The sequence below is a fragment of the Agrobacterium sp. InxBP2 genome, assembly GCF_026191755.1.
Classification (GTDB): domain Bacteria; phylum Pseudomonadota; class Alphaproteobacteria; order Rhizobiales; family Rhizobiaceae; genus Agrobacterium; species Agrobacterium pusense.
This window is the reverse complement of the sequence record NZ_JAINDY010000036.1, coordinates 70,393-96,703: the sequence shown is the minus strand read 5'-3', so window position 1 is coordinate 96,703 and position 26,311 is coordinate 70,393. Positions and strand designations below refer to the sequence as shown.

At 59.8% G+C, this 26,311-nt stretch carries 25 protein-coding genes; 13 read left to right on the top strand and 12 right to left on the bottom strand.

The window, feature by feature from the left end:
* Positions 1-13 precede the first annotated feature (13 nt).
* Positions 14-1,414 (bottom strand): argininosuccinate lyase, encoded by a 1,401-nt coding sequence (argH, locus tag K7A42_RS24660; protein WP_174151318.1) that lies wholly within the window; start codon positions 1,412-1,414, stop codon positions 14-16.
* A gap of 22 nt (positions 1,415-1,436) precedes the next feature.
* On the opposite strand from argH, the gene tlpA reads away from it, so the two are divergent.
* A complete protein-coding gene (gene tlpA, locus K7A42_RS24655) occupies positions 1,437-2,099 on the top strand; it encodes a thiol:disulfide interchange protein TlpA (RefSeq protein WP_072493436.1) in 663 nt (220 codons plus the stop codon).
* 22 nt (positions 2,100-2,121) lie between these two features.
* On the opposite strand, the gene K7A42_RS24650 is transcribed toward tlpA, so the two are convergent.
* The 8 genes from K7A42_RS24650 to K7A42_RS24615 all read right to left on the bottom strand — a co-directional run bounded on the left by K7A42_RS24650 (position 2,122) and on the right by K7A42_RS24615 (position 8,223).
* The gene (locus tag K7A42_RS24650) at positions 2,122-2,778 is read right to left on the bottom strand and encodes a hypothetical protein (RefSeq protein ID WP_107340918.1); all 657 of its coding nucleotides are present in this window, start codon (positions 2,776-2,778) and stop codon (positions 2,122-2,124) included.
* 133 nt (positions 2,779-2,911) lie between these two features.
* Positions 2,912-3,793 carry a 3-hydroxybutyryl-CoA dehydrogenase gene (locus K7A42_RS24645; protein WP_004445632.1) on the bottom strand — a complete coding sequence of 294 codons (882 nt, stop codon included), beginning with the start codon at positions 3,791-3,793 and terminating at the stop codon, positions 2,912-2,914.
* A gap of 114 nt (positions 3,794-3,907) precedes the next feature.
* Complete coding sequence (locus K7A42_RS24640) at positions 3,908-4,837, bottom strand: electron transfer flavoprotein subunit alpha/FixB family protein (protein WP_282456067.1); 930 nt, start codon at positions 4,835-4,837, stop codon at positions 3,908-3,910.
* A gap of 25 nt (positions 4,838-4,862) precedes the next feature.
* On the bottom strand, positions 4,863-5,609 hold the full coding sequence (locus tag K7A42_RS24635) for an electron transfer flavoprotein subunit beta/FixA family protein (RefSeq protein ID WP_022563006.1): 747 nt from the start codon (positions 5,607-5,609) through the stop codon (positions 4,863-4,865).
* A 180-nt stretch (positions 5,610-5,789) separates the two neighbouring features.
* On the bottom strand, positions 5,790-6,563 hold the full coding sequence (locus tag K7A42_RS24630) for a rhomboid family intramembrane serine protease (protein WP_004445626.1): 774 nt from the start codon (positions 6,561-6,563) through the stop codon (positions 5,790-5,792).
* A 32-nt stretch (positions 6,564-6,595) separates the two neighbouring features.
* Positions 6,596-7,174 carry a cob(I)yrinic acid a,c-diamide adenosyltransferase gene (locus K7A42_RS24625; RefSeq protein ID WP_282456066.1) on the bottom strand — a complete coding sequence of 193 codons (579 nt, stop codon included), beginning with the start codon at positions 7,172-7,174 and terminating at the stop codon, positions 6,596-6,598.
* A 1-nt stretch (position 7,175) separates the two neighbouring features.
* A complete protein-coding gene (locus tag K7A42_RS24620) occupies positions 7,176-7,373 on the bottom strand; it encodes a twin transmembrane helix small protein (RefSeq protein WP_004445622.1) in 198 nt (65 codons plus the stop codon).
* A 16-nt stretch (positions 7,374-7,389) separates the two neighbouring features.
* Positions 7,390-8,223, bottom strand: a complete 834-nt coding sequence (locus K7A42_RS24615) for an SDR family oxidoreductase (protein WP_282456065.1) — start codon at positions 8,221-8,223, stop codon at positions 7,390-7,392.
* A 179-nt stretch (positions 8,224-8,402) separates the two neighbouring features.
* On the opposite strand from K7A42_RS24615, the gene K7A42_RS24610 reads away from it, so the two are divergent.
* The gene (locus tag K7A42_RS24610) at positions 8,403-9,320 is read left to right on the top strand and encodes a YihY/virulence factor BrkB family protein (protein WP_004445618.1); all 918 of its coding nucleotides are present in this window, start codon (positions 8,403-8,405) and stop codon (positions 9,318-9,320) included.
* Here the strand turns inward: K7A42_RS24610 and gluQRS are convergent.
* The gene (gluQRS, locus tag K7A42_RS24605; RefSeq protein ID WP_282456064.1) at positions 9,288-10,187 is read right to left on the bottom strand and encodes a tRNA glutamyl-Q(34) synthetase GluQRS; all 900 of its coding nucleotides are present in this window, start codon (positions 10,185-10,187) and stop codon (positions 9,288-9,290) included. The two genes, K7A42_RS24610 and gluQRS, sit on opposite strands and share 33 nt — an antisense overlap.
* A gap of 39 nt (positions 10,188-10,226) precedes the next feature.
* Here gluQRS and K7A42_RS24600 point away from each other — a divergent pair, with 39 nt between their 5' ends.
* Positions 10,227-10,883 carry a DNA-3-methyladenine glycosylase family protein gene (locus K7A42_RS24600; RefSeq protein ID WP_282456063.1) on the top strand — a complete coding sequence of 219 codons (657 nt, stop codon included), beginning with the start codon at positions 10,227-10,229 and terminating at the stop codon, positions 10,881-10,883.
* Positions 10,884-10,889: 6 nt separating this feature from the next.
* On the opposite strand, the gene K7A42_RS24595 is transcribed toward K7A42_RS24600, so the two are convergent.
* Positions 10,890-12,308: a helix-turn-helix domain-containing protein gene (locus K7A42_RS24595; RefSeq protein WP_004445612.1), complete on the bottom strand. Its 1,419-nt coding sequence runs from the start codon at positions 12,306-12,308 to the stop codon at positions 10,890-10,892.
* 118 nt (positions 12,309-12,426) lie between these two features.
* On the opposite strand from K7A42_RS24595, the gene K7A42_RS24590 reads away from it, so the two are divergent.
* The 8 genes from K7A42_RS24590 to K7A42_RS24555 all read left to right on the top strand — a co-directional run bounded on the left by K7A42_RS24590 (position 12,427) and on the right by K7A42_RS24555 (position 22,371).
* Positions 12,427-13,959, top strand: a complete 1,533-nt coding sequence (locus K7A42_RS24590) for an acyl-CoA carboxylase subunit beta (protein ID WP_022562997.1) — start codon at positions 12,427-12,429, stop codon at positions 13,957-13,959.
* Positions 13,960-14,061: 102 nt separating this feature from the next.
* Entirely contained in the window at positions 14,062-14,958 is an 897-nt protein-coding gene (gene yghU / locus K7A42_RS24585; protein ID WP_022562996.1) for a glutathione-dependent disulfide-bond oxidoreductase, read from the top strand.
* Between the two features lie 21 nt (positions 14,959-14,979).
* Positions 14,980-15,357, top strand: coding sequence for a hypothetical protein (locus K7A42_RS24580; RefSeq protein WP_004445608.1), 378 nt, complete (start codon positions 14,980-14,982; stop codon positions 15,355-15,357).
* 36 nt (positions 15,358-15,393) lie between these two features.
* A complete protein-coding gene (locus K7A42_RS24575; RefSeq protein ID WP_006697708.1) occupies positions 15,394-15,957 on the top strand; it encodes an RNA 2'-phosphotransferase in 564 nt (187 codons plus the stop codon).
* The gene (locus K7A42_RS24570; protein WP_153775890.1) at positions 15,954-17,957 is read left to right on the top strand and encodes an acetyl-CoA carboxylase biotin carboxylase subunit; all 2,004 of its coding nucleotides are present in this window, start codon (positions 15,954-15,956) and stop codon (positions 17,955-17,957) included. Before K7A42_RS24575 ends, K7A42_RS24570 begins: the two co-directional genes overlap by 4 nt.
* 133 nt (positions 17,958-18,090) lie before the next feature.
* Positions 18,091-20,232, top strand: a complete 2,142-nt coding sequence (scpA, locus tag K7A42_RS24565; RefSeq protein ID WP_282456062.1) for a methylmalonyl-CoA mutase — start codon at positions 18,091-18,093, stop codon at positions 20,230-20,232.
* A gap of 12 nt (positions 20,233-20,244) precedes the next feature.
* Positions 20,245-20,661 (top strand): methylmalonyl-CoA epimerase, encoded by a 417-nt coding sequence (mce, locus tag K7A42_RS24560; RefSeq protein ID WP_112636999.1) that lies wholly within the window; start codon positions 20,245-20,247, stop codon positions 20,659-20,661.
* 165 nt (positions 20,662-20,826) lie between these two features.
* Positions 20,827-22,371 (top strand): glycerol-3-phosphate dehydrogenase, encoded by a 1,545-nt coding sequence (locus tag K7A42_RS24555; protein WP_282456061.1) that lies wholly within the window; start codon positions 20,827-20,829, stop codon positions 22,369-22,371.
* A 16-nt stretch (positions 22,372-22,387) separates the two neighbouring features.
* On the opposite strand, the gene K7A42_RS24550 is transcribed toward K7A42_RS24555, so the two are convergent.
* Positions 22,388-23,620 carry an ROK family transcriptional regulator gene (locus K7A42_RS24550; RefSeq protein WP_035209109.1) on the bottom strand — a complete coding sequence of 411 codons (1,233 nt, stop codon included), beginning with the start codon at positions 23,618-23,620 and terminating at the stop codon, positions 22,388-22,390.
* Positions 23,621-23,861: 241 nt separating this feature from the next.
* On the opposite strand from K7A42_RS24550, the gene xylF reads away from it, so the two are divergent.
* Together xylF and K7A42_RS24540 are read left to right on the top strand one after the other, a co-directional pair.
* Positions 23,862-24,902 (top strand): D-xylose ABC transporter substrate-binding protein, encoded by a 1,041-nt coding sequence (gene xylF / locus K7A42_RS24545; protein WP_004445598.1) that lies wholly within the window; start codon positions 23,862-23,864, stop codon positions 24,900-24,902.
* A gap of 79 nt (positions 24,903-24,981) precedes the next feature.
* Positions 24,982-26,295, top strand: coding sequence for a sugar ABC transporter permease (locus K7A42_RS24540; RefSeq protein ID WP_004445596.1), 1,314 nt, complete (start codon positions 24,982-24,984; stop codon positions 26,293-26,295).
* Positions 26,296-26,311: the final 16 nt, after the last annotated feature.

Genomic DNA, 26,311 nt, shown 5'->3' with positions numbered 1-26,311 from the left:
TAACGTGATTTTGTCAGTTGCGGCCGCGCCACCAGGCGATTTGTTTGCGCACCTCCGAAGGAGCCGTGCCGCCGAAGCTTGTGCGACTGGCGACCGATGCTTCCACCGAAAGAACATCGAAAACGCTGTTGGTGATGCCGGGGTGGATGGCCTGCAATTCTTCCAGCGAAAGATCGGCGAGATCGCAGCCTTTCTTTTCCGCCAGCGCCACGGCATTGCCGGTCACATGGTGGGCATCGCGGAAGGGCAGACCTGCTTCTCGCACCAGCCAGTCGGCCAGATCTGTCGCGGTGGAATAACCTGAACCCGCCGCTGCGCGCATGCGGTCCTTGCGTACTTCGAGGTCGCGGATCATGCCGGTCATGGCGGCGATCGCCAGTTCCAGGCTTTCGGCGGCGTCGAAAACCTGTTCCTTGTCTTCCTGCATGTCCTTGGAATAGGCGAGCGGCAGACCCTTCATCACGGTGAGGAGAGCGATCAGCGAGCCGTTGATGCGGCCGGTCTTGGCGCGCACCAGCTCAGCGGCATCAGGGTTCTTCTTCTGCGGCATGATCGACGAGCCTGTGGAAAAGGCGTCCGACAGCCGGATGAAACCAAATTGCGGCGTCGACCAGATGACGATCTCTTCGGCAAGACGCGACAGATGCGTGGCGCAGATGGAGGCGATCGACAGGAATTCCAGCGCGAAATCGCGGTCGGAAACGGTGTCGATGGAGTTGCGGGTCGGCTCGCGGAAACCGAGCGCCTTGGCCGTCATGTGGCGATCAATCGGATAGCCGGTGCCGGCAAGGGCGGCCGCACCAATCGGGCTTTCGTCCATGTGCTCGATGGCGTGGCGTACGCGGGCGCGGTCACGGCCGAACATTTCCACATAGGCCATGCAATGATGGCCGAAGGTGACAGGCTGCGCCGTCTGCAAATGCGTGAAGCCGGGCATGACCGTATCGGCGTTTTCCTCGGCGCGGTCGAGGAAGGCAGCGATGAGCGCCGTCAGCATGCCTTCGGTCTTCTGCAATTCTTCCTTGACCCACAGGCGGAAATCGAGCGCCACCTGGTCGTTGCGCGAGCGGGCGGTGTGCAGACGGCCGGCGGCCGGGCCGATGAGGGTGGCAAGCCGCGCTTCGATATTCATGTGAATATCTTCGAGCTTGCGGGAGAATTCGAAGCTGCCGGATTCGATCTCTGACAGGATCGTGTTCAGGCCTTCGCTGATCTTGTCTTTATCTTCAGGCGAAATAATGCCTTTAGATGCCAGCATGGCGGCATGCGCCATAGAGCCGCGGATATCCTGGGCGTAAAGTTTCTTGTCGAAGCCGATGGAGGCATTTATCTCTTCCATGATGGCAGATGGCCCGGAAGCGAAACGCCCGCCCCACATCTGGTTGGAGGATTTCTGATCTGTGCCGTCAGCCATGTGTGATGCCCTGGAGTATTCGATGACAGAGAAAAGGCCATTCAGGCTTCCTTCCGCCAAATTGGTTGCAATTGCTGCCGTTGCCGGTGTGCTCGCCGGTGCGGGCGCGGTCTGGTTCAGGCATATTGGGTCTGAGGGCCCGGTTCAAGGGGCAGCGGTGGCCGACGCCGGTTTATGTGAAGGTGCGGCGAACCGCATTGCGACGCTGAAACCCTTTCTGAAGGGCCAGGTGGCGGCTATGTCGGCGGCAGACACCCCGCGCGTTATTCCGCTCTCCTTCAAAGGGCCGGAGGGGAAAGATATGAGCCTTGCCGATCTCAAGGGTAAAGCGGTGCTGCTCAATCTCTGGGCGACGTGGTGCGTGCCCTGCCGGGAAGAAATGCCGGCGCTGAACGCGCTGGAGAAGGAAAAGGGCGGTAACGGCTTTGAAGTCGTGGCTGTTAACATCGATACGGGCGGGGATGAAAAGCCGAAAGCCTTCATGGACGAATACAAGATCGATTCCCTGAAGCACTATCGCGACAGTTCCATGGGCGTTTTCAACGTTCTCAAAAAGGAAGGCCTCGCCTTTGGCCTGCCCGCAACCTTGCTGCTGGACGAAAACGGGTGCCTGCTCGGCGCCATGAACGGCCCGGCGGCGTGGGATAGCGAAGATGCGAAGGCGCTGATATCGGCAGTCAAATGACTGCCGATAAGACTTTTCAAACTCAGTATAGCGGGTCCACCGATACACCGTAATAAAGGCCTCGGCCGACACGACCCTGATTGCCTTCAAGGGTAATGCCAAACCCGGCTTCAATTTCCTTCAATATTGCAGCTTTGATGGAGGCGCTGGTTGATGCCTTATATGTAATGGCGTAATCCAGATCCGCCTTGAAAGCAGAACGTACAATATGTGCATTTTGCTTCTTGCGTTGTTTCCGAAGGATATTGCGGCACTCCGGCCCCAGCGTCCTTTCTATGGCTTCGAGTTTGTCGAGGCCGTATTCGAGATATTCGATATTGCTGAACCTGATTGTCAGGTTGTTCACATATTGCGCGCTGCTTGAAAATCCGAGTTTCTGCAGATTGTCTGCATTGAAGGAGAAATCCTTCTTTCGCCCGAAATCACTGATTTCGCCCCTCCCTTTTTCAGGGCTGCCAGGGAACGTCACATATTCCGGAGAGCAGATGTAACCAAGCGAGATATCGTCTTTGTCGTTATATCGATTGGTCTTTTTCCAGACGATGTTACCTGGACCAAAGCTGGTGCTGGGCGGCACCGTCGTGAGATAACCAGCCCTTCTGACAATCTCCCGCGGATTTTCCGAAACGCAACCGCTCGCGAGAATGGCGACAATAGACATTGCAATATGAATTTTCATGTAAGCCCCCAAAAGAATCACAGCATGATCTTGGGTTCGCACGCACTGCGCGTCTACTTACTTTATAATCGTATAGATTGCATTGTCGCCCGGTTGCCTTCTGCGGTGGAGCAACGAAAGAACAGTGAAGGTTCTATCGTGTCGGAACCGGCGTCTCGCCGCGGTAATCATAAAAACCGCGGCCGGACTTGCGGCCGAGCCAGCCGGCTTCGACATATTTGACCAGCAGCGGGCAAGGGCGGTATTTGCTGTCGGACAGGCCGTCATGCAGCACCTGCATGATCGACAAACAGGTATCGAGGCCGATGAAGTCTGCGAGCTGCAGCGGACCCATCGGGTGGTTCGCGCCGAGGCGCATGGCGGTGTCGATGGCTTCCACGGAGCCAACGCCCTCATAAAGCGTATAGATTGCCTCGTTGATCATCGGCAGAAGGATGCGGTTGACGATGAAGGCCGGGAAATCTTCGGCGACGGTGATCGCCTTTTCGAGCGTCCGCACATAGTCCTTGGCCGCATCGAAGGTCTTTTCATTGGTGGCGATGCCGCGCACCAGTTCCACCAGTTTCATGACCGGCACCGGGTTCATGAAGTGGATGCCCATGAACTGTTCCGGACGGTCGGTGGCAGAGGCAAGCCGGGTGATGGAAAGTGAAGACGTGTTGGTGGCGAGAAGCGCCTCCGGCTTCAGGACCGGGCAGATCTGCGCATAGATCTTGCGCTTGATCTCTTCGTTCTCGGTGGCAGCCTCGATGACGAGGTCCATGGGTGCTAGATCGTTGACATCGGTCGAACCGCTGATGAGCGCCAGGGCCTGCTTGCGGGCCTCGTCGGAAAGCTTGCCGTTGGTGACCTGGCGCGCGAGATTGCCGTTGATGGTGGCAAGGCCGGCCTCGATGCCGTCTTTGGAAAGATCGTAAATATGAACCCTGTAGCCGGCAACCGCAGAGACATGTGCGATGCCGCACCCCATCTGACCGGCTCCGATGACACCGATGTTCTTAAAGGGGGCGGTCATATGCTGTTCTCCCATGTGCTGCATGTGCAAATTCGCTGGCGATGTTACGCATATCGCCGAAAAAGAGAAGGCGGCGCGTTCAAAAAACGCGCCGCCTTCATCATCTATTTGAAATCAGAGGGACTTTTGCAGTTCCGGCAATGCCTCGAAGAGGTCCGCCACAAGGCCGTAATCGGCAACCTGGAAGATCGGCGCTTCTTCGTCCTTGTTGATGGCGACGATGACCTTGCTGTCCTTCATGCCGGCCAGATGCTGGATGGCACCGGAAATGCCCGCCGCGATGTAAAGCTGTGGGGCGACGACCTTGCCGGTCTGGCCCACCTGCCAGTCATTCGGCGCATAGCCGGCATCGACGGCAGCGCGCGATGCACCAACGGCAGCACCGAGCTTGTCGGCGACAGGAAGGATGACTTCCTTGAATTTTTCCGAAGAACCGAGAGCACGGCCACCCGAGATGATGATCTTGGCGGAGGTCAGTTCCGGACGGTCGGACGAGGCCAGTGCATCAGAAACGAAAGAGGAGACGCCGGGGTTTTCAGCGGCGGCGATCGTCTCGACCGCTGCCGAACCGCCTTCTGCCGCTGCCGCAAAGGCCGTCGGGCGCACGGTGATGACCTTCTTGCCATCGGTTGCCTGAACGGTCTGGATGGCATTGCCGGCATAGATCGGGCGCTTGAAGGTATCCGGGCTGACAACTTCGATGATTTCCGAGACCTGAGCCACGTCGAGAAGCGCAGCAACACGCGGCGTGACGTTCTTTGCCGAGGCGGTCGCAGGAGCGATGATGACGTCATAGGACGGGGCAAGCGAAACGATCAGCGCCGCCAGCGGTTCCGCCAGCTGGTTTGCATAGGATGCATCGTCGGCAAGCAGCACCTTGGAAACACCGGAAAGTTTTGCTGCGGCGTCGGCAGCGCCCCTGGCGCCGGATCCGGCGACCAGCACATGGACGTCGCCGCCAATCTGAGTTGCCGCCGTCAGGGTCTTTGCCGTCAGGTCGGAAAGGGTTGCGTTGTCGTGTTCTGCCAGAAGAAGAATGGCCATGAGAATATCTCCCTTTTCCGAAACCTTAGAGGACGCCGTCGGCTTTGAGCTTTTCGACCAGCTCGGCAACCGAGCCCACCTTGATGCCGGCCTTGCGGCCCGCCGGCTCTTCGGTCTTCAACACCTTCAGGCGCGGCGAAACATCGACGCCGAAATCGGCCGGAGCCTTCTTGTCGAGCGGCTTCTTTTTCGCCTTCATGATGTTCGGCAGCGAGGCATAACGCGGCTCGTTCAAACGAAGATCGGTGGTGACGACAGCGGGAAGCTTCAGTTCCACCGTCTGCAGGCCGCCATCGACTTCGCGGGTCACCGCAACCTTGCCGTCGGCAGGCACGACCTTTGAGGCGAAGGTGCCCTGGCCCCAGCCGAGGAGGGCTGCCAGCATCTGGCCGGTCTGGTTCGAATCGTCGTCAATCGCCTGCTTGCCGACAATGACGAGACCGGGCTGCTCAGCCTCGGCCACGCCCTTCAGGAGCTTGGCGACAGCGAGCGGCTCGACCGTTTCATCGGTCTCGATCAGGATGGCGCGATCGGCACCCATCGCGAGCGCGGTGCGCAGCGTTTCTTCCGCCTTGGCAGGTCCAATGGAGACGACGACGACTTCTTCAGCCTTGCCGGCTTCCTTCAGGCGAAGGGCCTCTTCCACCGAGATTTCGTCGAACGGGTTCATCGACATCTTCACATTGGCAAGCTCAACGCCAGAACCATCCGCCTTCACGCGGATCTTCACGTTGTAATCGACGACTCGTTTAACGGGGACAAGGATTTTCATCGGCGGCTTTCCTCAAACTCCTGTCCGCTTGGCAGTGCCGAGCGGACCTCCAAAAACAGGTTGGCGACATGGATAAGCATTTTTCCCGCAATTACAACGGAGCAATCTTCATTATCGCATGCACACAAGGCATATCTTACGTTGACGTTAACGTAAATACTCTATCTCTGACGTGACCTCTCATCTACCCCCGTCATAGCCGCGTTCGATTTGCGACAACCCCGCCGTTTGCGACGTATTTTTGAACTGCGCCGCCCTCGGCGGGACAATGGTGCGATCAAACAGGGGAACGCCCCGTCTGCGCATGAAAATTACCATGATGGCGCCCGCCAAGATGCCGCCGACATGCGCGCCCCAGGAGACGTTCTCTTCCAGCCCGAGCGCCAGCATCAGGAACTGCTGGCCGATCCACAGCGCCAGGGGAATGAAGGCGGGCAGTGGAAGCGGAATGCGCATGAGGACCAGCACCCAGACGCGCACTTTTGGATGCAGCAGGAAATAGGCCGCGACGACGCCGGAAACCGCACCCGAGGCACCGATCAGTGGTCCTTCCGAGGTGGGTGCGACGAAACCGTGAAACAGCGCGCCGGCGATGGCACAGGCGAGATAGAAGATCAGGAAACGAAAATGGCCGAGCGCATCCTCGACATTGTCGCCGAAGACCCAGAGAAACAGCATGTTGCCGGCCAGATGCCAGAAATCGAGATGAAGAAAGGCATAGGTGATGGCGGTGAGGTCATCAGGCACGACCTGCAGGGCGGGTTCCAGATAGGCGTAATCGAACACCACGGCGGGAATGAAGCCGAGGCCGAGGGCAGCGGCATTGGCTTCGGTGTCGCTGGCCAGCACGCCGGTAAACAGCCAGACCAGCACGTTGACCACGATCAGGCCGATGGTGACATATTGCAGCCGGATATGCTTGAGGGAATTCGCATCGTGCAGCGGTATGAACATCGAACGCCCTTTGGTTGCGTCGTTGAAACGCCTTAGCGGTTCTTGCCCGGAACCCACAATATGTCGGCCTTACCGGCATCATTGGCGAAACGGGCCGCGACAAACAGGAAGTCGGAGAGGCGATTGGCATATTTGATGGCGGCCGGGCTGACGATCTCATTCCCGGTGACGGAAAGCTCCACCATCAGCCTTTCTGCGCGCCGGCAAACCGTGCGTGCCAAATGCAGATTTGCCGCCGCGGCGCTGCCGCCCGGCAGCACGAACGACGTCAACGGTTCGAGGGTGGCGTTGAGGTCGTCGATTTCGCTTTCCAGCCGTGTGACCTGGCTTTCGACTATACGCAACGGTTCGTAACGCAGCGGTTCGCCATCGTCAGGCGTGGCAAGATCGGCGCCAAGGTCGAAAAGATCGTTCTGGATGCGGAAAAGCATGGCATCCAGCTTTTCCAGCCCAGCCGTGTGAAGCCGCGCGACACCGATGGCCGAATTGGTCTCGTCCACCGTGCCATAGGCTTCGACGCGCAGATCGTGCTTCGGTCGGCGCGGGCCGGAAACCAGCGCCGTCGTGCCCTTGTCGCCGGTGCGGGTGTAGATCTTGTTCAGTTTCACCATGTCAGCGGCCGCCTCCGGTGAGCCAGAGGGTGAGCATGATCAGAGCGATGGCAATGGCCTGCAGAAGCAGGCGAAGCTGCATCAGCTTGTTGGACCGGTTGGCGTCCTGTCCCTTCAGCATGTTGAAGAGGCCGCGTATCAACACGATGACGACAAGCCCCATGACGATAAGGGCCAGAACGGTGGTGAAGCCGGACATGCGGTATTACTCCTCCTCAATCGAATCTGCGCAGCAGACGATAGAAAAGTCCGGCAGGCAAGAGCCGTTTCAGCATAAGCCCCTGTTTGGCCGGAACGGTAACGGGATAATGTGGTTTCGGCCTTGCAGCCGTCAGGGCGTGTTTCAGCACGGCATAAACGGCATCCGGGCCGAGCTTGTGACGGTTGACGGGGCCGGAACCATCCATACGCGCCAGCTGGCGTTTATATTCTGCCGCATGGGCCGAATTTTCGAGATCGATATGCTCATTGATATGAGCAAGCGCCGTCGCGGTGAATTTCGACGTGATCGGGCCGGGTTCGATCAGACTGACATGGATACCGCTGCCCTGAAGCTCCATGCGCAGGGTGACGCCCAGCCCCTCAAGCGCGAATTTCGAAGCGGTGTAGGCGCCGCGATAGCGATAGGGCACGAGCCCGAGAATGGACGAGCAATGCACGATGCGGCCCGCACCACGCGCCCGCATAAAGGGAATGACCCGCCGCGTCAGATCGTGCCAGCCGAAGACATTGGTTTCGAACTGGGCTCTCAGCGCTTCGACTGGCAGGTCCTCCACCGCGCCCGGCTGGCCATAGGCGCCATTGTTGAAAAGCGCATCGATGCGGTCGCCGGTGCGGGCGGAGACGGTGTCCACCAGCGCGGCGATGGTTTCGGGCTTTGTGTAATCCATGATCAGGGTTTCTATGCCCTGATTTTCGAGGGCTGCCATGTCAGCGATGCGCCGCACGGTGGCAAAAACCCGCCAGCCGTCCCGGTGGAGCGCGCCGGCGCAATAGGCGCCGATCCCCGAGGAACATCCGGTGATGATGATGACGGGTTTTTCAGACATTTGCCGCTCCGGGAAACCGACTGTCGCTCTGGTCCGATTACCCGGCCCGTTAAAATCCAATCGCGCGAAATCCGTGTCCTTCGGGAACCGAAAGGTCAGCTTGCGCGCTGTACAAAACGAAGCTGATTTCCCATATTCGGGGCGAAGTTACAAATGAAATGCCGATGAATGGAGGCGACATGGTTGCCGCAGTGCGCCTGGCAGGCAAGGTTGCCTTCGATGCCTATTCCCATTTCGCCGAGGATGACGGCTGGGCGATGGCGAGCCACATGGCGCTGTCCATCCTGCTGGCGCTGTTTCCGTTCCTGATCTTCGGCACGGCGCTGGCCGGTTTTCTGGGCGCCGACCAGTTCTCAGAAACGGCGGTGCATCTGATTTTCGACACCTGGCCGGAAGCAATTGCCGGTCCGCTGGCAGCTCAGGTACAGCAGGTTCTCACCATCCCGCGCGGCGGCCTGCTGACGATTTCGGTGCTGGCGGCCGCATACTTCGCCTCGAACGGCGTCGAGGCGCTGCGCATTTCGCTGAACCGCGCCTATCGCGTCACGGAAACGCGCTGGTGGTATGTGACCCGGCTGCTCAGCCTGCTTTATGTCCTGATTGCCGTTGTGGTCTTTGCCGGCATCAGCACCGTGCTCGTCGCCGTGCCGGTCGCCATGTCCTTCGCCGAACGGCGGTTTCCGTGGCTGACGGATGTGCTGAACACCATCTCCAGCCTCGGTCTTTATGGCACCATCGTGGTGCTGACGGCGGGGCTGGTGGCGGCGCATCTGTGGCTACCCGCAGGCAAGCGCCGCATCTGGGATGTCTGGCCGGGTATTTTGCTGACGATGATATTCTGGGTCATCGGCGCGGCTATCTTCGCCTATTATCTCTCCACCTTCGCCAATTATGCCGCCACCTATGCCGGTCTCGCCTCCGTCATGGTGGTTCTGGTGTTCCTTTATATGGTCGGCGTCATCTTCATGCTCGGCGCGGAGGTGAATGCCGCGTTGATGAAATACAAGGTCCGGCAGATCATCCGCCGTAACATCGGCGGCAATGGCGCGCGCCGCGGGCAGGCGCTAGAGGAGGCCGACAAGCCGGCGGATATCTGAGGGCGTCGCTCCTTCCGCGCGAAGGGCGGAAAGCCCGGTACTGCCTTCGCTTTTCGAAAGCTTGCGCCCGTCCGTGCCCAGAATCAGCCGGTGATGATGATAAGCGGGCTGCGGTAGCTCCAGCAGCTGCTGCAGCAGCCGGTGGATGGCGGTGGCATGGAAGAGATCCATGCCGCGCACCACATGGGTGATCCCCTGCAGTGCATCATCAATAACAACGGAAAGATGATAGCTCGAAGGCGCGTCGGAACGCGACAGCACCACATCGCCCCAGAGCGCGGGCAGGGCCTCGATCTGCCCCGTCACCCCGTCGCCGCTCTCCTGCCAGAACAGGGGGGTGCGGGCGGCGCGGATCGCCTTGTCCATGTCGAGCCGCCAGGCGTGTTGCCGGCCGGATGCGAGCAGGGCCGCCCGTTCCGCCTTCGGCCTCTCGCGGTCGACGGACGGATAGAGCGGCGCTCCGTCAGGATCGCGCGGCCATGTCCCGCCTTCCGCTTCGAAGGCACCGACAATGGCCCTGGCTTCGCCACGGCTGAGAAAGGCGGGATAGGCAAGATCCGCCTCGATCAGCTTGTGCAGCGCCATCCGGTACTCATCGAAATGCTCCGATTGTCGCCGCACTGGCTCTTCCCAAGAGAGTTCCAGCCAGCCGAGATCATCATAGATCGCCTGCTCCAGCTTCGGCGTGCAGCGCGTCTGGTCTATATCCTCTATACGCAGCAGAAAGCGGCCGCCATTTTTCAGCGCCATGTCATGGTTCAGGAATGCGGAAAGCGCATGGCCGAGATGCAGCGGGCCGTTGGGGCTTGGCGCGAAACGGTAAACCGGTTTTTGACGGATGGATGAAGGCATGGTTTCTTCTGCCATGTTTTAATGCACCCCGCCAGCGGGCTGGCGGCATATGGAATGACCGACATGAAAATCATCACCGGGATGGATGACATCAGCGAAGGGCTGGAGCATCTCGCCCGCCTCGACCCCGCACTTGCCCCTGTCATTGAGATAGCCGGTCCGCTGGAACTGCGCATCCACGAGCCCGGCTTTGCCGGCCTTGCTCATATCGTCGTCTCGCAGATGGTGTCGCGCGCCAGTGCCAATGCCATCTGGGCGCGTATTCTCACCGGCACCGGCGGCGCGGTCACGGCGGAAAATTATCTCGCCGCACCGGAGGAGTTGCGCGCCACCTTTGGCCTTTCGCGCGCCAAGGCGACGACGCTGGAAGGACTGGCTCGCGCCGTTACCGAAGGACAGATCGACCTTGACGGCGTGGTGCGCAAGGAGGGGAGTGCAGCCCTTTCTGAACTGGTGGCGCTTCGTGGCATAGGCCCATGGACGGCAGAGGTATATCTGATGTTCTGCGGAGGCCATCCGGATATTTTTCCCGTTGGCGATGTGGCGCTGAGATCAGCGGTGGCACATGCGCTCGATCTGGAGATCAGGCCGGAAGCGAAATGGCTCGCGGAACGCGCGACACTCTGGTCGCCATGGCGCTCCGTCGCCGCCCGGCTTTTCTGGGGTTATTACGCCAACATCATGCGGCGCGCGATGGTGCCAATGCCCTGAGCGGGGTCAAAAATCGGCAATCCGATAGGGCAGGGCGCCGCGTGAAAGATGATCGAAATGCAGCTTGCGTTTCAGCGGCGGCACGGCGCGCTGCACGCAATCCACCCTTTCGCACACCCGACAGGAAATGCCGATCGGTTTGAAGGAAGCCGCATTGCCGAGATCGAGCGTGTCGGCGTAGACGAAATTCTGCGCATGGGAAATCTCGCAGCCGAGTGCGATGGCGTAACGCGGTCTTTCCGTATTGAAACCGGCGCCGGCCTTTTCGATCTGGGTGGCGATGGAAAGATAGCGCACGCCGTCAGGTGTTTCCGCCAGCTGCCGCACGATCCTGTCGGAGCTTTCGAAAGCCTGATGGATATTCCACAGCGGACAGGCCGCGCCGAACCGGGCAAATTGCAGCCGCGTGGCGCTGTGGCGTTTGGTGATGTTGCCGGCGCGGTCGATCTTGGCGAAAAAGATCGGTACGCCTTTCATGCCCGGGCGCTGCAGGGTGCTCAGCCGGTGGGCCACCTGCTCAAGGCTTGCGCCGAAACGCACGGCGAGAAGTTCGAGATCATGGCGCAGTTCCTGTGCCGCCCGGTGAAATTGTCCATAAGGTAGGATGAGCGCTGCGGCAAAATAATTGTGCAGTCCGATACGACAGATTTCGGCCGCTTCCGTGTTGCGGAAACCGGCGCCGGCCAGCACCCTGTCCACCGTCGGGCCGGCGTGAAGCTGGGCGATCTGCAACGCGAGCTGAAAACAGCGGGTGGATGCGGCCATGTAGGAACTGAGGGCGAGCGTTTTGCCGACAGGATCGAAATGCCGGATCAGCCCGCCTGCCGCCGCGGTTCTTGTGATATGGATGCCGTAACGGTTCCTGAGATGCGCTGACAGAATGCTGTCGGTCTCGCCTCCCTCGATCTCCAGTTCCTGCGCCAGCTCCTCGGCCAGAAGATCAATCTCGGCAACGTAATTGTCGACGAAGTGAAAGAAATCGCGGACCTCCTCATAGGGGGTTCTTTCAACCTGTGCGGTGCCGCGGCCCAGGCGGTCATCCAGTTGCACCAGCTGTTCGCTGTTCTGGCGATAGGCCTGATGGGCCCGCAGCAGCGCATGGGCAAAACCAGGTGCGTTCTGGGCAATCAGCTTCAACTCCTGAAGCCCCGGCTCATAATTCATGAACAGCGGGTCCTTCAGCGCCTCGCGCACGGCGGAAACCAGCCGGTCGCTTTCGCCTGTCGCCAGTTCCGCCATGTCGAGCTGGAATTTTTCCACCAGCGTCACCAGAACGCTGGCCGAAACGGGGCGCTGGTTGTTTTCGATCTGGTTCAGATAGCTCGCGGAAATGCCCAGCCGTTCGGCAAATTGCGCCTGCGTGGCGCGGGCATTTTCGCGAAGGCCGCGCACCTTGCGGCCGATGAAGAGTTTTTCCGTCGCCATGTTGCAACTTTGCAAAATTAAATATTGCAAATATTTATGGCACGCATACGCGCACGATCAAGGCTTCTGGCAGAGTATTTTCTGGGTTATTGATCTTGGCATAACGCATGGAGGATACATGCCCGGCATTCTGGAGCAGTTGGAAACGCGGCGGGAAGAGGCTCGGCTCGGTGGCGGCGTCAAGCGCATCGAGGCGCAGCACGCAAAGGGCAAGCTGACGGCGCGCGAGCGCATCGACGTACTCTTGGATGAGGGTTCCTTCGAAGAATACGACATGTATGTCACCCACCGAGCGGTGGATTTCGGCATGGCGGGCCAGAAGATCGCGGGCGACGGCGTCGTGACCGGTTGGGGCACCATCAATGGCCGGCAGGTCTATGTGTTTTCCCAGGATTTCACCGTGCTCGGCGGTTCGCTATCCGAGACCCATGCGCAGAAAATCTGCAAGATCATGGATATGGCGGTGCGTAACGGCGCGCCTGTTATCGGCCTCAACGACAGCGGCGGCGCGCGCATTCAGGAAGGCGTGGCCTCGCTTGGCGGTTATGCTGATGTCTTCAAGCGTAATGTCGTCGCCTCCGGCGTCGTGCCACAGATCTCCGTCATCATGGGGCCATGTGCGGGTGGTGCGGTTTATTCGCCTGCTATGACCGATTTCATCTTCATGGTGCGCGATACCTCCTACATGTTCGTGACGGGGCCGGATGTGGTGAAGACGGTGACGAACGAGATCGTCACGGCCGAAGAACTGGGCGGCGCCTCGACCCATACCAAAAAATCTTCCGTCGCTGACGGCGCTTACGAAAACGACATCGAGACGCTGGAACATGTGCGGCTGCTCTTTGATTTTCTGCCGCTCAACAATCGCGAAAAGCCGCCGGTGCGGCCGTTCCACGACGATCCGGCGCGCCTGGAAGCGCGGCTCGATACGCTGATCCCCGACAGTTCCAACAAGCCCTATGACATGAAGGAACTGATCCACGCGCTGGCCGACGAGGGCGATTTCTTCGAATTGCAGGAGGCCTTTGCCCGAAACATCATCACCGGCTTCATTCGTCTCGAAGGCCAGACGGTCGGCGTCGTCGCCAACCAGCCGATGGTGCTGGCCGGCTGCCTCGATATCGACAGTTCGCGCAAGGCCGCCCGCTTCGTGCGCTTCTGCGACGCCTTCAACATTCCGTTGCTGACGCTGGTGGATGTGCCGGGTTTCCTGCCAGGCACGGCCCAGGAATATGGCGGCGTCATCAAGCACGGCGCAAAACTTCTCTTCGCCTATTCGGAGGCGACAGTGCCGATGGTGACGCTGATCACCCGCAAGGCCTATGGCGGGGCTTACGACGTGATGGCCTCCAAACATATCGGCGCGGACGTCAACTACGCCTGGCCAACGGCCGAAATTGCCGTGATGGGTGCCAAGGGCGCGGCGGAAATCCTCTATCGTTCCGAGCTTGCCGATCCCGAGAAGATCGCTGCGCGCACAAGAGAATATGAGGAGCGTTTCGCCAATCCCTTCGTCGCGGCGGAGCGCGGATTTATCGATGAGGTCATCATGCCGCATTCCTCGCGCCGCCGCATCGCCCGCGCGTTTGCGTCGCTGCGCAACAAGAGCGTGGAAACCCGCTGGAAGAAACACGACACCATTCCGCTCTGATCTGCTGAAGGGCTGGAAAAATGCTTCGGCCACCTTACTATATGGATGTTCAGGCGCCCGGATGTCCGGATGTCCTCTTGAAACGCACAAGGACACATTTTCATGGCCGAAAAATCCTCAGCAGATAATTTCCCCGCCGGATATGAAGTGCCCAAGGTCTGGACCTGGGACAAGGGCAATGGCGGCCAGTTCGCCAATATCAACCGGCCGATCGCCGGTCCCACCCATGAAAAGGAACTTCCCGTCGGCAAGCATCCGCTGCAGCTTTATTCGCTGGCGACGCCGAATGGCCAGAAGGTCACCATCATGCTGGAAGAATTGCTTGCCGCCGGCCACAAGGGCGCCGAATACGATGCCTGGCTGATCAAGATCGGCGAAGGCGACCAGTTTGGTTCCGGTTTTGTCGAGGTCAACCCGAACTCCAAGATCCCGGCGCTGATGGACCATTCGACGCCTGAGCCGACGCGCGTTTTCGAAAGCGGCTCCATCCTCGTTTACCTCGCGGAAAAATTCGGCGCCTTCCTGCCGAAGGAGGGCAATGCGCGCACGCAGGCGCTGAACTGGCTGTTCTGGCAGATGGGCTCCGCCCCCTTCCTTGGCGGTGGTTTCGGCCATTTTTATGCCTATGCGCCGATCAAGATCAAATACGCCATCGATCGTTACGCCATGGAAGTCAAACGCCAGCTCGACGTGCTGGATCGCCATCTCGCCGAAAACCGTTATCTCGCCGGTTCGGAATACACGATTGCCGACATGGCGGTATGGCCGTGGTATGGCAAGATCGCGCTTGGCCAGGCATATGGCGATGCGGGTGCTTTCCTTGAAGCAGACGGTTATAAGAACGTCATGCGCTGGACACTGGAAATCGGCGAACGCCCTGCTGTAAAACGCGGCGTGATCGTCAACAAGACCTCCGGCGATCCGTCTGAACAATTGCATGAACGCCACGATGCCTCCGACTTCGACACGAAGACGCAGGACAAGATCGGCAAGGCGTAACAGATACGAGAAGGACTAAAGATGGCGAACCTGCCCGAAATGACAAAACACAAGGGATTTCCCTCCGGAATGCCGAGCACGGGCGTCCAGTTCACCATCCGCCGCGCCAACCCCAAAGGGGTAACACCGATCAAGATGATACCCCGCCGGGCGCGCAACGACACCAAGGAGCATCGCATCGATGCCGCCTTTCTGCACTCGCTCTGGCACCATTTCGGTGCCGAGCCCTTCGAGCGCGGCAATCTCGACGCCGCCCGCCTCAACCTGCTTTTCGGCCGCGAGGTCGTACCTGCGGAGAAAAATTTCGACCCTGTTTCCTATCAGGCAATGCTCGTCATAGACGAACGCGTCGCCCGGCAGAATTTCCCGGAATCCTTCGAGAACTTTTTCGAGATTTGAGGCCTCCGTCATCCGCCAAAGGGGGAGCGAAGTTCTATGTCGACAGCAACCAGCAAATTTTTAAGTTACGTGCTGCGCCATGCGCCTGAGAGCATCGGCCTCACCCTGGACGATCAGGGCTGGGCAGATGTCTCAGATTTGTTAGCGAAGGCAAATTCGAGCGGCACGTCACTTGATGAGGTGGGCCTACGGGCGGTGGTTGCCGAAAGTGACAAGAAGCGCTTCACGCTGTCGGAAGACGGTCGTCGCATTCGGGCCGCGCAAGGTCATTCCGTGAAAGTTGATCTTGGTATAGCTCCCGTCGAGCCTCCGCCTCGGCTTTTTCACGGCACAGCGACGCGCTTCCTTGAGGCTATCCTGCAGGAAGGATTGCGCCCCGGCAGTCGGCAACAAGTCCATCTTTCTGCAGATATTGCGACGGCACGTGAGGTTGGCCGGCGCCATGGAAAGCCAGCCATTCTGCTTGTAGATGCCAAACGGATGTTTGCTGATGGCCATAGTTTTTATCAGGCAGAGAACGGTGTCTGGCTGACGAACGCTGTCGCTGTTGGCTATCTGATGCTGATTGAAAACGATGTTGCAGAAAGCGATGGCAAATGATCAAGAAAATCCTTATCGCCAATCGCGGCGAGATTGCCTGCCGGGTCATCAAGACGGCGAAGAAGATGGGCATCGCCACCGTTGCGGTCTATTCGGATGCCGATGCCAATGCGCTGCATGTGAGACAGGCAGATGAAGCCGTTCATATCGGCCCGGCACCCTCGTCACAGTCCTATATCGTCATCGACAAGATCCTTGAGGCGATCAAGAAGACCGGAGCGGATGCGGTCCATCCGGGCTACGGATTCCTGTCGGAAAACGCTGCCTTTGCGCAGGCGCTGGAAAAGGCGGGTGTCGTTTTTATCGGTCCCCCCGTCGGCGCGATCGAGGCCATGGGTGACAAGATCACGTCGAAGAAACTGGCTGCGAAAGCCGGCGTTTCCACCGTACCCGGCCATATGGGGCTGATCGAGGATGCGGATGAGGCGGTGAAGATCGCCTCGCAGATCGGTTATCCGGTCATGATCAAGGCGTCTGCCGGCGGTGGCGGCAAGGGCATGCGCATCGCCTTCAACGACGCTGAGGCGCGCGAGGGTTTCCAGTCCTCGAAAAACGAGGCGAAATCCTCCTTTGGTGACGATCGCATCTTCATCGAAAAATTCGTCACCCAGCCGCGCCATATTGAAATTCAGGTGCTGGGCGACAGGCACGGTAATATCCTTTATCTCGGGGAGCGCGAATGCTCTATCCAGCGGCGTAACCAGAAGGTCATCGAGGAAGCGCCGTCGCCTTTTCTGGACGAGGCAACTCGGCATGCCATGGGCGAGCAGGCCGTGGCGCTGGCGAGAGCGGTCGGTTACCACTCCGCCGGCACGGTGGAATTCATTGTTGATGGCGACCGCAACTTTTATTTCCTCGAAATGAACACCCGTTTGCAGGTGGAACATCCGGTAACGGAACTGATCACCGGCATTGATCTGGTAGAACAGATGATCCGTGTGGCGTCAGGTGAAAAGCTTGCCTTCGAACAGTCGGATGTGAAGCTGAAGGGTTGGGCGATCGAAAGCCGGCTTTATGCCGAGGATCCCTATCGCAACTTCCTTCCTTCGATCGGTCGTCTGACGCGTTATCGGCCGCCGCAGGAGGGGGCGCAGGAAAACGGCACCATTCTCCGCAACGATACCGGTGTTTTCGAAGGCGGCGAGATTTCGATGTATTACGATCCGATGATCGCCAAGCTGTGCAGCTGGGGCAAGGATCGCGAAACGGCCATCGATGCCATGGGGCGGGCGCTCGACCGTTTCGAAGTCGAGGGCATCGGCCACAATCTGCCCTTCCTGTCGGCCGTCATGCAGCATGAGCGCTTTCGCTCTGGCAGGCTCACGACGGGCTTCATCGCGGAAGAGTTTCCGGAAGGGTTCTCCGGCGTCGAGCCGGATGAAGCCGCAGCACGCAAGCTTTCTGCCATTGCCGCTATCATCAATCAGCGTGTGCAGAACCGAGCGGTGGAAATTTCCGGTACCATCGGCAATCATCGCCGCATTATCGGGCAAGACTGGATGGTTTCGTTTGGTGCGTTTCGCCACCGGCTCAGCATTGAAACCGGTGCGGATGGCGCGGCGGTCCGTTTTGAAGACGGGACAGCGCTCACCATCGATACCGGCTGGCTTCCCGGTCAAAGCCTTGGCCTGTTTACGGTGGCGGGCGAGGTCATTGCCGTCAAGGTCGATCTTGCAGGCGCAGCGGTTCGTCTGCGCTGGGGTGGCATGGATGTTCTCGCCCGCGTGCGCAGCCCGCGCGTGGCGGAACTGGCGCTGCTGATGCCGGAAAAACTGCCGCCGGATACGTCGAAACTGCTGCTCTGCCCCATGCCGGGGGTCATCACCGGTATTTCGGTGGGTGAGGGTGACGAGGTAGAGGCCGGGCAGGCACTGGCGACGGTGGAAGCCATGAAGATGGAAAACATCCTGCGTGCCGAAAAACGCGGTCGTGTTGCGAGAGTGGCGGCGAAACCCGGCGATAGTCTCGCTGTGGATGAGGTTATTCTCGAGTTCGAGTGAAGGTCGCTGCCGGTTTTTCCGGAACGGATACCGGCCGGAGCGGTTTACGGGGTCGGACCTGCGGACGGGCCGGGCGAATCTGCCTTGATCTCCCGCTGGAATGCCAGAGCGAAATGCAAACGGGGAGAGATGCATGTCGGGTGAAAAAACGGTGCGGGATTGGCTTCACCTTGCTGAAAAGGAGCTGAAGCGCTCACCGGACACACTCGTCTGGCACACCCCTGAGGGTATCGAGGTCAAGCCGCTCTATACGGCCGACGACCTGCAACATGTTTCCCATCTGAACAGCCTGCCGGGATTTGCGCCTTTCACCCGCGGCCCGCGCGCCACCATGTATGCGGGACGGCCCTGGACCATCCGCCAATATGCCGGTTTCTCCACCGCGGAAGCCTCGAATGCCTTTTACCGCAAGGCGCTGGCTGCCGGTCAGCAGGGCGTTTCCGTCGCCTTCGATCTCGCTACCCATCGCGGTTATGACAGCGACCATCCGCGCGTGGAGGGCGATGTCGGCAAGGCGGGCGTGGCGATCGATAGCGTCGAGGACATGAAAATCCTGTTCGACGGCATCCCGCTCGACAAGGTCTCGGTGTCCATGACGATGAATGGCGCGGTCATCCCCGTTCTTGCCAATTTTATCGTCGCGGGGGAGGAGCAGGGCGTGCCGCGTGCAGCGCTTTCCGGCACCATCCAGAACGACATCCTCAAGGAGTTCATGGTCCGCAACACCTATATCTATCCGCCCGAACCCTCTATGCGGATCATCGCCGACATCATCGAATATACGGCGAGGGAGATGCCGAAATTCAACTCCATCTCCATCTCCGGCTATCACATGCAGGAGGCCGGGGCGACGCTGGTGCAGGAGCTTGCCTTCACACTCGCGGATGGCCGTGAATATGTGCGGGCGGCGCTGGCCAAGGGGCTGAATGTTGACGATTTTGCCGGCCGCCTGTCTTTCTTTTTCGCCATCGGCATGAATTTCTTCATGGAGGCGGCCAAGCTGCGCGCCGCGCGCCTGCTGTGGTCACGCATCATGGAGGAATTCAAGCCGCAAAAGGCGTCCTCGCTGATGCTGCGCACCCATTGCCAGACGTCGGGCGTGTCGCTCCAGGAGCAGGACCCCTATAACAACATCGTCCGCACTGCCTTCGAGGCCATGTCCGCCGTGCTCGGCGGCACGCAATCACTGCACACCAATTCCTTCGATGAGGCGATTGCCCTGCCGACGGAATTTTCCGCCCGCATTGCCCGCAATACCCAGCTTATCCTCCAGCACGAAACCGGCGTCACCAGGGTCGTCGATCCGCTGGCCGGTTCCTATTATGTCGAAAGCCTGACGAATGAGCTGGCCGAGAAGGCCTGGGCGCTGATCGAGGAGGTCGAGACGCTTGGCGGCATGACAAAGGCCGTGGCGGAGGGCCTGCCGAAACGGCTGATTGAGGAGGCCGCGACACGCCGGCAGGCGGCGGTGGACAAGGGCGAGGAGGTGATCGTCGGCGTCAACCGCTATCGTCTCGAAAATGAAGAAGATATCGATGTTCTCGATATCGATAACGCCGCCGTGCGGGCCGCGCAAATCCGCCGCATCGAAGACACGCGCCGGCGCCGCGATGGCAAGGACGTGACCGCCGCTTTGCAGGCGCTTTCAGAGGTGGCCCGCAGCGGCAAGGGCAATATTCTCGAAGCCGCCGTCGTTGCGGCCCGTGCACGCGCTACGGTGGGAGAGATTTCCGATGCGCTGCGCGTTGCCTTTGGCGACCACGCCGCCGTGCCTGAAGTGGTGAGCGATATATACGGCGAGGCCTACAAGGATGAGCCGGAACTCGCTACGCTTGCCGCCCGCCTTTCAGGTGTGGCTGAACGGATCGGCACAAAACCGCGCATCATGGTCGCCAAGCTGGGGCAGGATGGGCATGATCGTGGCGCAAAGGTCATTGCGTCTGCCTTCGGCGATCTTGGTTTCGACGTGTTGGCCGGTCCCCTGTTCCAGACACCGGCGGAGGCGGCCGAGCTTGCCGTTGAGAACAAGGTGCATGTGGTCGGCATGTCGTCGCTCGCCGCAGGGCACAAGACGCTTGCGCCGCAGCTGGTCGAGGCGCTGAAACAGAAAGGCGCGCAAGACGTCATCGTTGTTGTCGGTGGGGTCATTCCGCGCCAGGATTATCAGTTCCTGCTCGACCACGGAGTCTCGGCCATCTTCGGCCCCGGTACCAATGTCATGGATGCGGCCAACAAGGTGCTCGACCTGCTCGAAGGCATCAGGCGGAACGTGTGAGGGAAGGCGGCCATGTTCGGAAGATTGAATCACGTCGCCATCGCGGTACCCGACCTCGATGCCGCCATTGCCCGTTACAGGGCGCTTGGCGCGGCGGTTTCGGAACCACAAGCCCTGCCTGAACATGGCGTGACGGTTGTTTTCATTCAGGCTGATAACACCAAGATCGAACTTCTTCACCCGCTCGGGGAAAACTCGCCGATTGCCGCTTTTCTCGAACGCAATCCGGGCGGCGGCACACATCATCTCTGCTTCGAGGTGCCGGATATACTGGCGGCGCGCGACGACCTGATTCAAAAAGGCGTCCGTATTCTCGGCGATGGCACGCCAAAGATCGGCGCGCACGGCAATCCCGTTCTTTTCCTGCATCCGAAGGATATGGGCGGGGTGCTTTATGAGCTCGAGCAGGTTTCTCAGACACACGGCTGAAACATAAATCTCCTAGGAGGCTGACCCTGTGAGGCAATGCTCACGGCGGCGCTTTCACACGTGCTTTCGTGGTTCGTATGTTTTCTTTTGACATTCGTTTTGTTTTCGTTTTTATGTAATTGTCTTTCCATAAAGGGTTCTCCCTTGCATTGTCGCGGAGGCTTCATGTCCAGCGAGAACATTTTTGATCTTTTTGTCATCGGCGGCGGCATCAATGGCTGCGGCATTGCCCGCGATGCGGTGGGCAGGGGTTATTCCGTGGCGCTTGCGGAAAAAGGCGATTTCGCTTCCGGCACGTCGTCCGCCGCCACCAAGCTCATCCATGGCGGCCTGCGGTATCTCGAACATTACGAGTTTCGTCTGGTGCGCGAGGCGCTGATGGAGCGGGAAATTCTCTGGGCCATGGCGCCGCATGTCATCTGGCCCATGCGTTTCGTCCTGCCCGTTCAGAAGGGCGGGGTGCGCCCGGCCTGGATGGTTCGGCTTGGCCTGTTTCTTTATGACAATCTCGGCGGCCGGAAACTTTTGCCAGCCACCCGAACGCTCGATCTGCGGAAGGACCCGGCTGGAAAGCCTCTGAAACCGGCTTTTGCCAGGGCCTTCGAATATTCCGACGGTTGGGTGGATGATGCCCGTTTCGTGGTTCTCAATGCGCGCGATGCCGCTAATCGCGGCGCGATGATCATGAACCGCACGCGGGTCGTTTCCGCACGACGCGAAGGTGGGCTATGGCTCATCGAAACTCTGGACGAAAAAACCGGCCGTGCGGGCGTGCACAAGGCACGTATGCTGGTGAACGCCGCTGGTCCCTGGGTGGATACGGTGCTGTCCGGCGTCTTCGGGCGAAAGGATGTGCATAATGTCCGGCTCGTGCAGGGCAGCCATATTATCGTGCGCCGGAAGTTTTCCGATCCGCGCGCCTATTTCTTCCAGAACCCTGACAACCGCATCATCTTCGCCATTCCCTATGAGCGGGATTTCACGCTGATCGGCACCACGGATCGCGACTACAAGGGCGATCCGGCCAAGGTTCGCATTTCCGAGGAAGAGATTTCCTATCTCTGCAACGCCGCCAGCGACTATTTCAGCGAGCCGGTTCGGCCGGAAGACATCGTCTGGACCTATTCCGGCGTGCGGCCGCTCTTTGATGATGGTGCTTCGAAAGCGCAGGAAGCCACACGCGATTACGTGCTGAAGGTTGAGGAGGGCAACGGGCAAGCTCCACTCCTCAATATTTTCGGCGGCAAGCTCACCACCTATCGACGGCTGGCGGAACATGCGCTGGAAAAGATCGGCGCGGCGATCGGCGAGAAGGGCAAACCATGGACGGCGGGCTCACACCTGCCGGGCGGAGATTTCGGCGCGGAGAGATATGAGACGCAGGTGCGGGCGCTTGTCTCCCGATATCCTTTCCTCGATAGACACCATGCCGAGCGGCTAGTCAGAAACTACGGTACGAAGGCTGCGGAATTGTTGGGCAGCGTTACCGATGCCGTCGGGCTCGGCCGGCATTTCGGCGGCACGCTCTATGAATGCGAGGTGCGCTGGCTGGTTGAGCAGGAATGGGCCTGCACGGCCGAGGACATTCTCTGGCGACGCACGAAACAGGGCCTTCGCCTGAACAAGGCCGAGGCCGCCGAGCTGGATGACTTCGTATCCAAGCTGACGGGTGGAAGGAAAGAGGCGGAAGCTGCGGTGGAGCGAGCCTGAACGTCTTCCGCTAGTGTCAGGCTGTGGAGTTCCTCGCCGGTTTTGGAAAGCTTTCTGCACTCAATATATAGTCATCGGCGGCGGAAAGGGCGTGTTCCATATGCCCTTCGAACACCAGTTCCGGTTCGTTCGGTGCTATTGCAATTTCCGGCATGCCGCCGAAACGCACTGCTTGCGATTGCGCCAGCCCGTCGCGCAGGCCGCTTTCCAGGAGGTCGAAATAACGTGTGCCGGGGCCGGTGATGAAAACCGGCATATGACCATGCAGGCTGAAGAGGCGTGAAAGGCCGTTGCCGAGCGCCAGCCCAGCGGTGCGGAACGCAAACCGCGCCATGCGTCCCCCCGCGCGGGCTGAAGCGGCGATCTTGTCCACCTCGGCTATTGGCACGAACTTCGCAGGTTCGGCCTGAGGTGGGGCCTCGAAAGCCGAGCGCAGGATGGCGTAAAAGCCGGAATAAGCCTCGATGCAGCCCTTGGTGCCGCAGCGGCACAAGGCGCCGTCGGCCAGATGCAGCATATGTCCGAAGTTGGGGGCGCTAACCTCGATCGTGCCGCCCGTTGCACGCGCGACGCCAAGGCCAATACTATGGCCGAGCGACAGGGTAACGAGGGCATCCGGCGCGGGATTGCCCTTCGCATGCTCTCCCATCCAGATGGCTTTTGCGGCCAGCAGCGTCTCGTTGTTCAACGTCACGCGGGTGCGCCCGTCTTGCGAAACAAGCTGCTGGAAATCTATCTTTTCGTCGCCGAGAACCGGAGACCAGAGAAGCGTTGCCGCGCCCGCATCAACCAGCCCCTTGCTGCTGATCGAGACCTGGAGAATATCATGACTGTCGATGCGTGAGCGGTCGGCAAGCCGTGCAAGGCCGCCAAGGATCGCGCCGCCGAACGTGCCTTTCTCAGCGGCGATCCTCTGTTCGGTAAAGCGGTCCACCAGCTTGCCGGCATAATCGACCAGCGAATATTGCACGCTATCTGAAGAAATGATGACGATGGCGACGTGACAGAAAGCCCCGCGTGGCCCGAAGAGAATGCGCGGCCGGCCCCGACCGGCGGTTGCGAGCTGTTCTTTCCGTAATATGAGGCCCGCCCGCTCAAGCTCGGTGGTGATGGCGGAAACGGTTGCTGAAGCAAGCCCGGTGAAAGTCGACATGTCCGTATGGGAGAGACTGCCGTGCAGGCGCAGTGCGGCCATCACCGACAGGCTGTTTTTCTGGCGCACCAGTTCCGTGCTTGCAATGGCGGACATGGGCTGGGGCATGCTCCCTGAACGGCCTTTTTCCTGTCGTGCTAGACCTGTCCATGGCGCATGTGCTGGACAAGATCAAGGCACCCGGATGCTGCCCGCAGCCGTTGTTGACAGCATGGGGAATCTCTGACATTAATTTTCTCGACTGTCGAGAAAATTGTGAAACCACAGCGACCGGCAGCTTTTTCAGGCGTTTTCCCCGCATGGAGGTGTGGGGCAGCGCTCTTACCGGGAGGACATCATGAATTCATTTGCCAAGCTTCTGGCGGGTACAGCCGTACTCGTTTCCCTGCATACGGCCGCTATTGCGGCTGACCTCGTCGTCGGCGTATCCTGGTCGAATTTCCAGGAAGAGCGCTGGAAGACCGATGAGGCGGCCATCAAGGCCGCCCTCGACAAGGCAGGCGCAAAGTATATCTCCGCCGATGCGCAGTCATCCGCGGCCAAGCAGCTGACTGATGTGGAATCGTTGATTTCCCAGGGCGCCAACGCGCTGATCATCCTGGCGCAGGACAGCGACGCCATCGGCCCGGCTGTTGAAAAGGCAGTTGCCGAGGGTATTCCGGTTGTCGGTTATGACCGCCTGATCGAAAACAAGAACGCCTTCTACATCACCTTCGACAACAAGGAAGTCGGTCGTCTGCAGGCAGCCGAAGTCTTCAAGGTGAAGCCGGAAGGCAACTATGTTTTCATCAAGGGCTCATCTTCCGATCCGAACGCGGATTTCCTCTTTGCGGGCCAGCAGGAAGTGCTGAAGGCGGCCATTGACGGCGGCAAGATCAAGAATGTCGGCGAAGCCTATACCGATGGCTGGAAGCCGGAAAATGCCCAAAAGAACATGGAACAGTTCCTGACCAAGAACAACAACAAGGTCGATGCGGTCGTCGCCTCGAATGACGGCACGGCCGGTGGCGCAATCGCCGCGCTCGCCGCGCAGGGCTTGGCGGGGTCGGTCCCGGTTTCCGGGCAGGATGCCGATTTCGCCGCGCTGAACCGCGTCGCGCTCGGCACACAGACCGTCTCAGTCTGGAAGGACAGCCGCGAACTCGGCAAGGAAGCAGCCGGCATCGCGCTGGAACTGGCCGGTGGCAAGAAGATGACGGAGATCAAGGGCGTCACCGCTTTTGACGGAGGTCCGAAGAAGGTGACGATGCAGTCGGTGTTCCTCAAGCCGATCGCCATCACCAAGGACAATCTGAACGTCGTTATCGATGCGGGATGGATCAAGAAGGAAACCGCCTGCCAGGGTGTGAAGGCCGGGTCCGTCAAGGCCTGCGACTGATCGAATATGTCCCGGTTCGGGCGCCGCGCCATGGTTCATGGCGCGGCGCCCTTTAAGATGTGAGGAGCACCGGCAGTTCATGGCCGATATGACCCAATCCAATTCCACAGCGTCCGCCAAGACGGAAAAGACCGGCTCGATTGCGCGCTTCATCAGCGCCACGGAACTCGATACCCGCCTGCTCGGGATGGTCGGCGCACTTCTTCTGATCTGGATCGGATTTCATATCCTGTCCGGCGGCCTGTTCCTGACGCCGCGAAATCTCTGGAACCTTTCCGTACAGACGGCGTCCGTGGCCGTTATGGCAACCGGCATGGTCCTCGTCATCGTCACCCGCAACATCGATCTCTCGGTGGGTTCCATCCTCGGTTTTTCGGGTATGATCATGGGTGTCATGCAGGCGGAAATCCTGCCGCAGATCCTTGGCTTCGAACATTGGGCCACATGGATTGTCACGCTTGCGGTCGGCATTCTCGTCGGCGGCGCGATCGGCATGTTGCAGGGCTCCATCATCGCCTTCCTCAACGTACCCTCCTTCATCGTCACGCTCGGTGGCCTGCTCGTCTGGCGCGGCGGCACGTGGTTCATCACCAGCGGCCGCACGGTGGCGCCGATGGATTCCACCTTCCGCCTGATGGGGGGCGGCACCAGCGGCTCGATCGGTGCGACATGGAGCTGGATAGCCGCGGCCGTCGCCTGCGTCGCCATTGTGGCGGCGATCCTGAATTCACGCCATCAGCGCCGACGTTTCGGCTTTCCGCTACGGCCCGTCTGGGCGGAGTATTTTCTGGCTGCGCTCGGATGCCTTGTCGTCATCGGTTTCGTGGCCGTCGTCAACAGCTACCCATGGCCGGTCAACATTGCCCGCAACTATGCCGATGCCAACGGCATCGCCTGGCCGGATGGCGGCCTGTTCATTCCGCACGGCATCGCCATTCCCGTTTTGATGGCGCTTGCCGTCGGTGCGGTCATGACCTTCATCGCCACACGGCTTCGTTTCGGACGGTATGTCTTCGCCATCGGCGGCAACCCGGAAGCTGCCGAACTTGCCGGCATCAAGACCCGCTGGGTCACGGTGAAGATCTTCACGCTGATGGGGGTTCTGTGCGCCATCGCCGCGGCGATTTCAACCGCTCGCCTCAATGCCGCTACCAATGCCCAGGGTGAGCTCGATGAGCTCTACACCATCGCGGCAGCCGTCATCGGCGGCACCTCGCTTGCCGGCGGCGTCGGAACCATAGCGGGTGCGATGCTCGGCGCGCTCGTCATGCAGTCGCTGCAATCCGGCATGGTGCTGGTGGGCATCGATACGCCCTTCCAGCGCATCGTCGTCGGTGTGGTTCTGGTCGTCGCCGTCTGGCTCGACACCATCTACCGCGCCCGCGCCAAGTAAGAACCGAGGAGAACTC